The organism is Kitasatospora sp. NPDC008115 (assembly GCF_042957205.1).
Taxonomy (GTDB): domain Bacteria; phylum Actinomycetota; class Actinomycetes; order Streptomycetales; family Streptomycetaceae; genus Kitasatospora.
Map to the genome: position 1 here is coordinate 23,735 of NZ_JBIBHU010000038.1, position 12,854 is coordinate 36,588.

The 12,854-nt window shown below is 77.4% G+C and carries 9 protein-coding genes; 3 read left to right on the top strand and 6 right to left on the bottom strand.

Translation table 11 applies throughout. The features are described from left to right. The first annotated feature begins 43 nt into the window (after window positions 1–43). From eccE to ACFZBX_RS33760, 3 genes are all read left to right on the top strand, one after another. Window positions 44–1,477 carry a type VII secretion protein EccE gene (gene eccE / locus ACFZBX_RS33750; RefSeq protein ID WP_391537613.1) on the top strand — a complete coding sequence of 478 codons (1,434 nt, stop codon included), beginning with the start codon at window positions 44–46 and terminating at the stop codon, window positions 1,475–1,477. Then, the gene (locus ACFZBX_RS33755; RefSeq protein ID WP_391537614.1) at window positions 1,477–2,247 is read left to right on the top strand and encodes a hypothetical protein; all 771 of its coding nucleotides are present in this window, start codon (window positions 1,477–1,479) and stop codon (window positions 2,245–2,247) included. Before eccE ends, ACFZBX_RS33755 begins: the two co-directional genes overlap by 1 nt. Window positions 2,248–2,397: 150 nt before the next feature. Next, the gene (locus ACFZBX_RS33760; RefSeq protein ID WP_391537615.1) at window positions 2,398–4,689 is read left to right on the top strand and encodes a MinD/ParA family protein; all 2,292 of its coding nucleotides are present in this window, start codon (window positions 2,398–2,400) and stop codon (window positions 4,687–4,689) included. 98 nt (window positions 4,690–4,787) lie between these two features. Here the strand turns inward: ACFZBX_RS33760 and ACFZBX_RS33765 are convergent, their stop codons facing one another. From ACFZBX_RS33765 to ACFZBX_RS33790, 6 genes are all read right to left on the bottom strand, one after another. Beyond that, the gene (locus ACFZBX_RS33765) at window positions 4,788–5,732 is read right to left on the bottom strand and encodes a bifunctional riboflavin kinase/FAD synthetase (protein ID WP_391537616.1); all 945 of its coding nucleotides are present in this window, start codon (window positions 5,730–5,732) and stop codon (window positions 4,788–4,790) included. A gap of 65 nt (window positions 5,733–5,797) precedes the next feature. Further along, window positions 5,798–9,595 (bottom strand): serine protease, encoded by a 3,798-nt coding sequence (locus ACFZBX_RS33770; protein ID WP_391537617.1) that lies wholly within the window; start codon window positions 9,593–9,595, stop codon window positions 5,798–5,800. A 188-nt stretch (window positions 9,596–9,783) separates the two neighbouring features. After that, entirely contained in the window at window positions 9,784–10,713 is a 930-nt protein-coding gene (gene truB, locus ACFZBX_RS33775; protein ID WP_391537618.1) for a tRNA pseudouridine(55) synthase TruB, read from the bottom strand. A gap of 47 nt (window positions 10,714–10,760) precedes the next feature. After that, complete coding sequence (locus ACFZBX_RS33780; RefSeq protein WP_391537619.1) at window positions 10,761–11,867, bottom strand: bifunctional oligoribonuclease/PAP phosphatase NrnA; 1,107 nt, start codon at window positions 11,865–11,867, stop codon at window positions 10,761–10,763. A gap of 2 nt (window positions 11,868–11,869) precedes the next feature. Then, window positions 11,870–12,313, bottom strand: coding sequence for a 30S ribosome-binding factor RbfA (gene rbfA / locus ACFZBX_RS33785; protein WP_350571237.1), 444 nt, complete (start codon window positions 12,311–12,313; stop codon window positions 11,870–11,872). Between the two features lie 153 nt (window positions 12,314–12,466). Next, window positions 12,467–12,763 (bottom strand): DUF503 domain-containing protein, encoded by a 297-nt coding sequence (locus ACFZBX_RS33790; RefSeq protein ID WP_380763773.1) that lies wholly within the window; start codon window positions 12,761–12,763, stop codon window positions 12,467–12,469. Between the last annotated feature and the right edge of the window lie 91 nt (window positions 12,764–12,854).

Consider the following 12,854-nt stretch of genomic DNA (forward strand, 5'->3'; position numbering starts at 1 on the left):
CAGCCGGGCCGCGACAACCGAACCAGAGAGGGGCACTCGGGGGATGCCAAGCCAGACCGCTCCAGGGCGCCGGAGCACGGCACGGGGCAGTGGTTCACGCCGCTCCGCACGACGCGGCCGGACCGACACCGGCGGCTCCCCCGCCCCGGACCGCGCCCCCGACCGGGACCGCGCCGCGCGCCGGGCCCGCTCCGGCGGAGCCGACGGCCCCGTCCCGGTCCGCGTCCACCCCCGGCCCGGGCTGCTCGGCGGGCGGCTGAGGCTCCAGCAGCTGGTGCTGATCGAGGTCGCCGCGGCGCTGGTCGCGGTCGGCTGGACGATCAGCCGGCCGGTCGCCGCCGGCTTCGGCGCCGTCTCCCTCGTGTTGCTGGTGCTCGCGGTCGTGCCGCTGCGCGGACGCACCATCCCCGAGGCGCTGCGAGTGCGCGCCGCGCTCAAGGCCCGCCGCAAGCGCGCCCGGACGCACCTCCCGCCGCCCGGCACCGACCCGGCGCTCGCCCCCGCCCTGGAGCTCGAACCCGCCCTGCGCACCTGCACCCACGCCACCGAGGCCGACTTCGGCGGCCGGCCGGTGCGCCGGGAGACCGGCATGGTCGGCGACGGCACCTTCCTCAGCGCCGTCCTGCTCGTCCAGGCCAAGGACCTGCCGCTGCGCCCGGCCCGCACCGCCCGGCCGCTGCCGCTGGACGTGCTCTGCTCCGCGCTGCGGGTCGACGACATCACCCTGGAGTCGGTCCAGCTCGTCCAGCACACCCAGCCGGCGCCCGCGCCGCACCTGCCCGAGCAGTCGCTGGCCGCCCGCGCCTACCGGGAACTCGCGGACGGCACCGCCACCCCCGCGCTGCGGCTCACCTGGGTCGCGCTCAAGCTCGACCCGGAACGGGCGGCCACCGCGGTGCGCGCCCGCGGCGGCGGAGAGCCGGGCGCCCGCAAGGCGCTCCAGCGGGTCACCGACCAGCTGGCCGGCCGGCTGAACAGCGCCGGATTCAACGTCACCGTGCTCGACGAGCGCGAGCTGATCGCCGCCCTCGCCATCTCCAGCTGCGTCAACCCGCTGGCCACGGCGGGCCGTCAGGGCAGCGGTGGCGGCAGCGGCAGCGGGCGGCGCACCCAGGAGACCAACCGGTTCTGGCGGGTCGACGACCGCTGGCACAGCACCTACTGGATCTCCCGCTGGCCGCAGCTCGGCCGCCCCGGCGGCGCCCCCGGCCGGATCGCCGTCCCCGACCTGGTCAACCTGGTCACCGGCGCGCCCGCGCTGGCCAGCACCTTCAGCCTGACGGCCGGTCACGGCACCGGCGGCTCGGTGGCGCTCAGCGGGCACGTCCGGGTGACCGGGCGCAGCGAGAGCGAGGCCGTCGCGCTCGGCCGCCAGGTCGAGGCACGGGCGCAGAGCACCGGGCTCGGCCTGGCCCGGCTCGACCTGGAGCAGGCCCCCGGCGTCCTCGCCACGCTGCCCCTGGGAGGTGCTTCCTGATGGCGTACCAGACCCACCCCGCCGCCCCGCAGAGCGGCGCGGAGCCGCAGCCGCGGACCCGGCCCCGGCTGCTGCCCGGCTTCGGGCTGCGCGGGCCGCGCCGGGAGAAGCACGTGCTGACCCTCGCCGAGCTGGACGCGCTGTCCTTCCCGGTCGGCGACGACGGCGTGCTGATCGGCGAGGACGTGCACCAGTCGCGCCCCGCCGTGCTCGGCCTGTTCCGGCCCAGCGCGCACGAGCTGGTATTGGTCGGCGGCCTCTGGACGGCGCAGGTCATCGCGCTGCGGGCGGCCGCCACCGGCGCGCGGATCGCCGTCGAGACCGCCCGCGCCCATCTGTGGGGCCCGATGGCGCAGGCCGCGGGCGGCGGGCAGCCGTGCGTGACGGTCCACCAGCCCGGCCGGCTCGGACCGCAGGGCGCCTCGGTCGGCTCACCGGTGCTCGTGGTGCGCGACCTCGGCGCCCGCCCGCCGCGCAGCCGGCTCTCCGCCGCGCCCTGGCAGACCGTGCTGACGCTGGTGCCGCACCTGGGGCCGAACGCCGTCCGGGTGCTCAACTCCGCCGACCTGGTCGGGGTGCAGCGGGTGATGCCGGAGGAGGCCGAACTGATCGGCCGGGTGCTCTCGCTCGGAGCGGGCGAGGTGGCCGCGCTGCCGTCGCTGTCGGACGACCTGACGCTGTGGACGACCCGGATGAACCGTCAGTACGTGCGGATCGTGGCCGGGCAGGCGGAACAGCAGGTCCTGGGCGGTCCGCGCCGCCTCGACTGACCCGCGGCGGCCCGGTCGCGGGCCGTGCGCGGCCCGTCCTCGGCCCGTCCGGAGTTGCGGCACCGCCTTCAGCCGGGGGTGGCCCACGGCCTAGGCTGTGAGACGGCAACGGCACCGCGAACGTGCGGCGGCGAACACGAGGGAGCCTAGGTGAGCAGCGATCGGGACGGCGTCTACGTCGGCGACAACGCGGCGGAGGACGACGACGACTGGTCCGACGCGCCCGACTACACTCCCCCGTCCTGGTACGTGCAGACGGACGCCGCGGCTGCTCCGGCGCCGGCGGCGGGAGAGGCCGCGCCGGGTGCGCAGGTGACGCCGCCTCCGGGCGGGGCGTCCGCTCCGGCGGCCACGCCGGCGCCGGTCCCGGCTCCTGCCCCGGAAGCGGTGGCGGCGCCCGTTCCCGCGCCTGCACCCGCGCCCGCGCCTGCGCCCGTACCCGCGCCGACCGTGGTGCCGCCGGCCGTTGCCGAGCAGGCCCAGGCACCCGTCCCGGTGGCGCAGCCGCAGCCTCAGCCTCAGCCGCCGGTCCAGCCGCAGCCGATGGAGGCCGCCGCGCCCGTGCCCGCCCCGGCGCCCGCTCCCGCGCCCGTGCCCGGTCCCGGTGTCCCCGGGGCGGCTCCGCACGCCCCGGCCGAGGCCTCCGTCGTACCGCCGGCCGGCCCGGCCGCGCACGCCGTCCCGGCACCGGAACCCGTCCCGGCGCCCGCTCCGATCCCCGCCCCTGCCCCTGCCCCTGCCCCCGCGCCCGGACCGGCCGCGGGCTACAGCTGGCCGCCGGCCGACCCGTCGGCGCCCCAGCCGTACCCGGGCCCCGCCCAGCCGCAGCCGTATCCGGGGACGCCGGGCCAGCCGCAGCCCTACCCGCAGGACCCGGCCGCCTGGGCCGCCGCCCAGCAGGCACCGCAGGCCCAGCCCGGCCAGCCGCAGCCCGGCCAGCCCCAGCCCGGTCAGGCCGCGCCGCCCGCCGCCGACCCGCGCGCGGGCGGCTGGCCGCAGCCCGGCGCCTACCAGCAGCCCGCGCAGCCGCAGCCCGGCGCCCCGCAGTGGGGCGGCCAGCAGCCGGCCGCGCCCGCCGCCTTCCAGCAGGCCGGCGCCCCGCAGCAGACCGCGCACGGCGCGCCGCTCGGCTACACCGCCGCCGTCGAGCTGTCCTCGGACCGGCTGCTGCGCAGCCAGCCGAAGCAGCAGCGCCAGCAGCCGCGCTTCCAGTTCGGCGGCAAGGCGGCCGCCGCCGAGAAGGCCCGCAAGCTGGAGATCATCCGCACCCCGGTGCTCAGCTGCTACCGGATCGCGGTGATCAGCCTCAAGGGCGGCGTCGGCAAGACCACGACCACCACCGCCCTCGGCGCGACGCTGGCCAGCGAGCGCCAGGACAAGGTGATCGCGATCGACGCCAACCCGGACGCCGGCACCCTCGGCCGCCGGGTCAAGCGGCAGACCGGCGCCACCATCCGCGACCTGGTGACGGCCATCCCGCACCTGCGCAGCTACATGGACATCCGTCAGTTCACCTCGCAGGACCTGCACTCGGGCCTGGAGATCCTGGCGAACGACGTCGACCCGGCCGTGTCGACCACCTTCAACGACTCGGACTACCGCCAGGTCATCGAGGTGCTGGGCCGCCAGTACCCGATCATCCTGACCGACTCCGGCACCGGCCTGCTCTACAGCGCGATGCGCGGGGTGCTGGACCTCGCCGACCAGCTGATCATCGTCTCCACACCCAGCGTGGACGGCGCCTCGTCCGCCTCCACCACCCTGGACTGGCTCTCCGCGCACGGCTACGCCGACCTGGTGCAGCGGTCCATCACGGTGGTCTCCGGGGTCCGCGAGACGGCCAAGATGATCAAGGTCGAGGACATCGTCGCGCACTTCCAGACCCGCTGCCGGGGCGTGGTCGTGGTGCCGTTCGACGAGAGCCTGGCGGCCGGCGCCGAGGTCAACCTCGACATGATGCGGCCCAAGGTCCGCGAGGCCTACTTCGACCTGGCCACCCTGGTCGGCGAGGACATCGTCCGGGCCCAGCAGGCCGCCGCCCAGCAGGCGAGCTGGCAGCAGCCCCACCAGCAGGCGGCCCAGCCGCAGCCCCCGGCGCCGAACTACGGACAGCCGCAGACCGGTCCGCAGCCCCAGCCGCCGTACGGCCAGCCGTACCCGTACGGCTACCCGCAGCAGCCCGGCCAGCCCGGCGCCCAGCCCGCGCCGGGCGCGCCCTGGGCCCAGCAGCCCGGGCAGACCCCGCCGCCCCCGCCCGGGTACGGCTACCCCCCGCAGCAGGGCGCCCAGCCCGCCGCCCCGGCCCCGGCGCCGGCCCCGGAGTGGCAGCAGCCGCCCGCCCCGCCGGCCCCCGGGTACGGCTACGCCCAGCCGCCCGAGGAGGGCCACCAGCCGCCGCCCGGCTACGGCTACCCGCCGCCCGCCCCGCCGCAGCAGCAGTAGCGGGCGGCGGCCGGAGCGAGCCGCCCGCAGGAGCCGACGCCGAGGGCCCGCCGACCTTCCCGGTCGACGGGCCCTCGTGCGTCCGCGGCGGTGCCGGGTCAGCCGGTCTCGGTCAGCTCGCGGGCGCGCTTCACGTCGTCGGCCATCCGGTCCAGCAGCGCCTCGATGGAGTCGAACTTCTCCATCCCGCGCAGGTAGACCAGGAACTCCACCGCCACGTGCAGCCCGTAGAGGTCCAGGCCGACCCGGTCGATGGCGTACGCCTCGACGGTGCGCGCGGTGCCGTCGAAGGTCGGGTTGGTGCCCACCGAGATCGCGGCCGGCATCCGCTCGCCCTCGGCCGTCAACCAGCCCGCGTACACGCCGTCGGCCGGGATCGCGCTGTGCGGCACGGTCTCCACGTTGGCGGTCGGGTAACCCAGTTCGCGGCCGCGCTGCGCGCCGCGCACCACCACGCCCTCCACCCGGTGCGGGCGGCCCAGCACCTCCGCCGCCCCGGCCACGTCGCCGGACCCGACCAGGCGGCGGGTCAGCGTCGAGGAGAACGGCTCGCCGTCCCCCACCGAGCCGCGCACCTGGAGGTCGACCACCTCGACGCCGCAGTCCGCGGCCCGGCCCAGCTCGGCCAGCAGCGCGACGTCGCCCGCCGCCCGGTGGCCGAAGCGGAAGTTCGGCCCCTCGACGACCAGGCAGGCGTGCAGCGCGTCCACCAGCACCTGCCGGAAGAACTCCTCCGGCGACTCCTTGGAGAACTCGGTGGTGAACGGGAGCACCAGCACCGCGTCCACGCCCAGTTCCTCGATGAGCTCCGCCCGGCGCGGCTGCGGGGCGAGCAGCGGCGGGTGGCTGCCCGGGCGGACCACCTCGCTCGGGTGCGGGTCGAACGTGACCACCACCGAGCGGACGCCCCGCTCACGGGCGCGCTCGACCACCCGGTTGATGATCAGCTGGTGTCCGCGGTGCACCCCGTCGAACGAGCCGATGGTGACGACGCTGCGTCCCCAGTCATCGGGGATCTCCTCCAGGCCACGCCAGCGCTGCACCTGACCGCTCCTTGTTCCCTACGGCGCGTACCGTCCGTACGCTCAAACGCTCAAAACCCGAACCCCTATAGCGTGCCATGCGCCTGTCCCGAGTTCGGCACCGGAAGGCAGGTTGGGCGCACCACCGGGTGCCGGGGCCCGGCGGCGGGCGTCCACGGCCTCCCGGGAGCGCCCGCGCGCTCGGCCTCCGCCGCCGCGTACTGCGGGTCCCGGCCGGCCGCCACCAGGGCACGCAGCCGGTCCAGCCGCGGCCCGACCGGGCGGGCCGGGCGCTCGTCCCGCGGCCAGCGCGCCAGCAGCGCGGCGAACGCCGCCGAGCGGCCGGCGCAGCGCACCAGCAGCGCGTCCGCGTCCGGCAGCCCGGCGGCCGCCCGGACCAGCACCGCGCGGGCCCGGGCCGGGCGCTCCGCCGCGCAGTGCTCGGCCAGCCCGGCGACGGCGGCGGCCAGCACCTCCGGGTCCCCCTCGGTGGCCAGCAGGGTGTCCAGCAGCTCGCAGCGCAGGGCGTCCGCCACCGGGTCGGGCACCGGCCGGGACAGCACCTCGGCGAACGGCCGGCGGACGGCCACCGCGCGGGCCGCCAGCGCGCTGCTCAGCAGCAGCCGCAGCTCCAGCCGGGCCGGCGCCCCCGCGACCGTGCCGTGCGCCAGCCGGCGGCCCAGGTAGTCGACGGCGACCGGCCCGGCCAGGGCCGGCCGGTCCCGCAGCAGCCGGGCCGCCAGTTCGGCGCCGCGCCGGGTGGCCAGCGGCGCCCGGGCGTCGGCCAGCACCCGCAGCGTCCCGGCCACCGGCGCCGCGGTCCGCTCCGAGGTGGACGGAGCCGGGCCGGCCGGGACGCCCAGCCGGTCGGCCAGCGCCGCGAGGACCGGCTCCGGGTCGCTCTCCAGCGCCGGGGCCAGTGCCCGCACGGTCAGGAAGCGGTCCTCGCCGCGCCGGTACGCGGCCAGCGCCGCCGCCAGGTGCCCGGCCCGGCTCCGCTCGTCCCGCAGCAGCAGCGCGAGCGCGGCGCCGTGCAGGGCCGGCTCGTCCTCCCTGGCCAGCAGCGCCAGCGCGGTGAACCTCAGCAGCTCGGGCCCGGCGCCGCGGGCGTACGGGGCGGTGCGCAGCGCGTGCACCGCGGCGGCGACGTGCCGCTCGGGCCGGGCGTCGTGGCTCCAGCGGTCCACCGCGCGGCAGAGCGCCGACGGCTCCTCGACGGCCAGCACGGCCAGCAGCGCGTCCGCCCGGGGGTGCGCGGCCCCGGCCAGCGCCTCGGTCAACTCGTCCAGGGCCAGCGCCCGGTGGGCGAACAGCAGGTCGTGCGCGAGGTCGGCGACGGTGACCCCTTGGCGGCCGGGCAGGCCGCGCGGATCACCGAACCAGGCGCAGAGCAGCGGCACCACGCCCGCCGGATCGGCGCGCAGCCGCCCGGCCGTCGCGGTGAGGAACGGCCGCTCCGGCCCGTCGGCGGCCACCAGCCGCCGGAGCAGGTCCAGTTCGCGCTTTGGAGGCAGCCCCAGGGCGGCCCAGAACGCCGGACCGAATCCGCCCAGCCCCGGCGCCGGAAGCCGCTCGAACCCGCCCGCGGCGGCGGCCCGTTCGACGATCCGCTCGGCCAACTGCTCCAGCAGCGCCCGGTGTTCGCCGATGCCGGGGCTGGCGGCCAGGCCCTCGGTGAGCAGGGCGGCGGCCCACCAGCCGGGTTCGCTGCCCGGCGGGCGCAGGTCCACGGCCCGCCAGAGCCGGTGCAGCCACGGATCGAGGGCCGGCGCGCCCCAGGTCTCGCCGATCCGCCGGAGCGCGGCGGCCACCGGGCCGATCCGGTGGCGCGGCACGGTCGCGCACGCGCCGGGCGTCCGGAGACCGGCCGTCCCGTCCGCGGGCGGGGAGGGGGTGTCCGCGGCCTCGCCGAGCAGCAGCCGCAGCGCCGCGTCCAGGTCCAGGTGCAGTCCCTGCAGCCAGTCCGCGAACTCCCCGTGCGCGAAGCGGTGGCCGGACCCGGCCGGGACGAACAGCCCCTCCGCCAGGACGGCCGCCGCCCACCCGCCGGCTGCCGGGAACAGCTCCTCGAACGCGGCCCGGCCCAGGCCGCCCTCCCCGGCGCCGAGCATCCGCCGCGCCGCCTCGTGCACCCGGCCGGCCACCGCCGCCGCCGTCCGCCGCACCCGCCCGGTGCCCTCCCCGGCCGGCCGGGCGGCGCCCCGCCGGTGGGCCCCGGGCCGCCGGGAGCGGCCGTCCTCGGCGAGCCGCCGGGCCACCCGCAGGCAGCACAGGTCGAGGTGGGCGGCGAACAGCTCGCCGCGCCGCACCGGCTCCCCGCGCAGCCCCTCCGCCCACAGCTCCCCCGCCAGCCGCACCGCCAGCGGGTGCCGGGCGTCCGCCGGCGCCGGCCACCCCGGCGGGAGTCCGTACCGGCGCCGCACCCGCTCCGCCGCCCCGTCGGGCAGCGGCCCGAGCCGCCGGACCACCACCCGTACCGTCCCCGCCCGCCGACCCGTGCCGCCGACCGGCAGCAGGAGGTCGCCCGCCGCCGCACCCGGCGCCAGCCCCGCCCAGGCCTCCTCCCCGCAGGTGGTCAGCAGCCGCGCACCGTTCACCGCCAGCCACCCGGCCGAGGCCAGCAGCCAGTCCGCGCCGAGCGGTACCGGCGACTCCTCAGGACCGTCCAGCACCACCAGCAGTGGCCGCCCGGCCGCCGCGCAGAGCGCCGCCACCGCAGCCGCCCCCGGTGGCGGCACCTCCAGCCCGGCCGCCGCCGACGCGAGTGCCCGCTCCACCGCCCCCGCGAGCGAGAGGTCCCCGGCCGTCAGATCGGCGCCGCGCAGCCACACCGTGGGCTGCGGGAACCGCCCGCCCCCGCGCCGCGCGGCCACGGCCGCCGCCTCGGTGCTCCGCCCCGACCCGGCCGCCCCCACCAGCGCCACCACCCCGGCGTGACAGCCGGGCTCCGCGCCCCCGAACACCCCCGAAGGCCCGGAGTGCAGCCCAATCGGCGCGCCCCCGTCCCCGGCCGCGCTCCCGGTCGTCAACAGCTCGGCCCACTCCGCCAGGCCGTCGGGGCGGTCCACCCGGTCGGCCGCCAGGGCCGCCACCCGGCCCGGACCCGCGCCCGCCGCCGCGACCTGGGCGGCGGTGAGCCTCAGCACCCCGGCGGGATTGAGCGCGCGCCCGTACCCGGGAACGTCGGTCGCGTTGCGCGCCAGCACCTCGGCGAGCGCCGGCTCGATCGCCCCGGCGACCAGCACCGGGACGGCGGTCGGCGGCCCCGGCCGCCCGGGGGTGCGCAACCCGGGCGCGACCACGGCGACCACCGCGCCGCTGGCGGCGTCCAGCACCGGCGCCCCGGCGGGTACGGCCGCCGCGTCCGCCGCGGAGGGGACGTCGAGCAGCAGCACGCCGCCGATCGGATGGAAGTGGCCTGCCTGCGGGTACACCGCCCCGGTGATCGCGGCGGGCCCGCACCGCAGCAGCACCGTCCGCCCGTCCGCGCGCCCCTCGCCCCGCACCGGGACGGGAACCAGCAGCCCCTCGCCGTCCCCAGCCTCCGGTGGAGCGGCCAGCGGCAGCGGCGGGCCGGGCGGCCCGTCGGCCGGGTCGGCGCACAGCAGGGCGAGCCCGCGCCCGGGCAGCGGCCTGACGTGCTCCGGGCCCACCGCCCGGCTCCGCCCGTCGGAGAGGTGCAGGACGATCCCGTCGAGGTCCGCGACGGCCTCATGGGCGGTGAGGACGGTGCCCTGCCGGTCGACGACGAAGCCGAGCCCGCGCAGCCGTCCGTCCCGGTCGCGGATCCGCAGCAGTGAACGGCCCGCGTCGCCCGCCCCGGCCTCGCCCGTCCCGGCGTCGGCCTCCCCCGAAAGGGCCCTGAAGCCCCGCAGTCCCGGCATGCCCGCAGCCCTCCCCGCAGGGCCGGCCGGCCCGGGAGTGGACTCGTCGCGGCGACCTGCTCGCCGCCGGGGAGCCTGCCCGGCGCGAACGCGGACCGACCGCGCCCGCGCCGGTCACGACCGCCGTTCACCTCGCGCGCTCCCCCGCGCGGGTGAATCCCCCGGTCCCCCGGTCGCGTGCGCTCCGGTCAGCCGACGAAGACGGCGACCGGCCGGGCCTGGCCGCCCTTCTCCTCCACCAGGGCCAGGAAGGTGCCGTCCGGCCCGAACACCGCGATCGGCCCGTCCACGCCCATCCCGGGCGCCTTCAGCCGGGCGCCGTGCGAGAGCTGCTTCGCCTGGTCGGCGTCGAGGTCCCAGCGCGGGAAGGCGGCCGCCGCGGCATCGGCGATCGGCAGCACCTCCAACCCCGCGGCGGAGCCGCTGGTGACCGCCGCCTCCAGCTGGTCCAGGGTGCGCGCCGACTCCACCCCGTACGGCCCGACCCTGGTGCGCCGCAGCGCCGTCAGATGGCCGCCGACGCCGAGCCCGGCGCCGAGGTCCCGGGCGAGCGCCCGGATGTAGGTGCCGGAGGAGCACTCCACGGTGACGTCGAGGTCGATCACCGGCGTGCCGTCCTCGGCCACCGCCGCGCGCTGCCCGTGCACGGTGAACGCGTGGATGGTGGTCGGCCGGGCGGCGAGCTCGAAGTCCTCGCCCTCGCGCACCCGCGCGTACGACCGCTTGCCGTCGATCTTGATCGCGCTGACCTTGGACGGCACCTGCATGATCTCGCCGGTGAGCGCGGCGATCCCGGCGTCGATCGCCTCCCGGCTCACCGCGTCGGCCGGGGTCGACGCGGTGACCTCGCCCTCCCGGTCGTCGGTGACGGTGGTCTGGCCGAGCCGGACGGTCGCCTCGTACGTCTTGGCGGTGAGCATCAGATGGCCGAGCAGCCGGGTGGCCCGCTCGACCCCGATCACCAGCACACCGGTGGCCATCGGATCGAGGGTGCCGGCGTGGCCGACCTTCCGTGTCCCGGCCAGCCACCGCAGCTTGGCGACCACCCCGTGCGAGGTGATGCCCTCCGGCTTGTCGACGATGACCAGGCCGTCCGGACCGGTGCCTTTGCGCTTCATCAAGTTCTCTCTGTCAAAGCCCTACACACATCAACCGCACCGCAAAGCTACCGAACCCGCAGCGCGGCCCGGAAACGCTCCACCACCACGTCGACGTCCTCCCGGGCCGAGAAGCCGGCCGCGTAGACGTGCCCGCCGCCGCCCAGCTCGGCGCAGGCCGCCGCGACGTCCACCGCGCCCTTGGAGCGCGAGGAGCCGCGCAGCGTGCCGTCCGGGTCCTGCTTGAGCACCAGCGCCACCTCGGCCTCGGCGGGGCGGCGCAGGATGTCGATCAGGCCCTCGATCTCCTCGACGGTCACGCTGAACAGCACCAGGTCCTGGTACGGCACCCAGGTCCACACCAGGCCCAGCCCGTCCGCCGCCTCCGGCTCGTAGACGGCCCGGTCGAGCGCCCCGGCCAGCACCTTGAGGTAGCCGAAGGAGGAGGTGTCCCACAGCTGCCGGGAGATGAGGTCCTGCCGGATGCCGGTGGCCAGCAGCCGCGCGGCCAGCTCGTGCGTCGCCGGGGTGGTGGCCCGGTACTTGAACGAGCCGGTGTCGGTGGCGACCCCGGTGTAGAGGCAGGTGGCCAGGTCCTGGTCCAGCTCCACACCGAGCCGACGCAGCAGTTCGTCCACCAGGACGGCGGTCGCCGGGGCGCCCGGGTCGATCAGCTGGTGGGTGCCGAAGCCGGGGTTGGAGGCGTGGTGGTCGAGGACGGCCAGCACCGGCGCGGCGAAGGCCTTGTCGTGCAGCAGGCCGAGCCGGCTCTCCGCCGCGACGTCGAAGCAGAGCACCAGTTCGGGGGTGTCGGGCACGGCCGCGGCCGGCACGATCAGCTCCTGGCCGGGCAGGAAGGCCAGCGACTCGGGGACGATCTGCGGGTCGTCCCCGAAGGAGACCCGGACCTCCTTGCCCAGCCCGCGCAGGGCCAGCGCGGCCGCCAGCGCGGAACCGAGCGCGTCGCCGTCCGGGCAGATGTGGCAGATCAGGTCGACCGACCGGGCCCGCCCGATCTCCGCGACCACCTGCTGCCAGACCAGCTCGGACCCGCTCTCCTCGGAGCGCGGTCCCGGAAGCACCGCGAGGGCGTCCTCCACCGTGTCGGTGGAGGACGCCCCCGTGGTCGAACCGGTACCGGCCGCGGAACCGGCCGCCGCCGGCTCACCCGCCATGACTACTCGTCCTCGTCGTCACGCTCGGACGCCGGGACCTTGTACGGGTCCGCGTCGCCGGCGTAGGTCGCGCCCGCGGCGGTGGTGCGCACCGCGGCGTCGATGGCCCGGGCCCGGTCGAGCAGGTCGTCGATGTTCCGGGCGTTCTCGGGCAGCGCGTCCGCGACGAAGGTCAGCGTCGGGGTGAAGCGCACCCCGGTCTGCTTGCCGACCTCGGAGCGGAGCACGCCCTTGGCGCTCTCCAGCGCGGCGGCCGTGGCCTCACGCTCGGTGTCGTCGCCGAAGACGGTGTAGAAGACGGTGGCCTCGCGCAGGTCCCCGGTCACCCGTGCGTCGGTGATGGTCACGAACCCGAGTCGCGGGTCCTTGATCCGGCGCTCCAGGGTCTGGGCGACGACCACCTGGATGCGGTCGGCGAGCTTGCGCGCCCTTGCGGTGTCGGTCACGTTGCCTCCTCGTGCAGTGGGCCGGGTACCCGGGCGTGCTGCGCGCCCGTCGGGGCCCCTGCCCCAAAGTACCGGCCCGCGCCCAGCCTTGTGGGCGCTCTCGGTCCTGATCTGTGTGAGAACGGCGACTCGCGCCGACCGGCTCCACAGTCCTCATTCGTCGTCGTCGTTGTGGTAGCGCCTCCTGGCGGAGAGCAACTGCACCTCGGGGCGGCCGGCGACCAACCGCTCACAGCTGTCCAGGACCTCGGTGATGTACCCGGCCTCGCCGGACACCACCGCCAGGCCGATCTCGGCCCTGCGGTGCAGGTCCTGGTTCCCGGTTTCGGCAGCGCACACGCTGTACTTGCGCTGCAGTTCGGCCACGATGGGCCGCACGATCGACCGTTTCTCCTTGAGCGACCGGACGTCGCCCAGCAGCAGGTCGAAGGTGAGTGTTCCCACGAACATGTGTGACAGGTCTAGCCGACCTGAAGGCCTCGGGGAGCGGCCCTGAACCGGACCGCTCCCCGGACCCTACACAGCAGGACCGGGGCCGGTC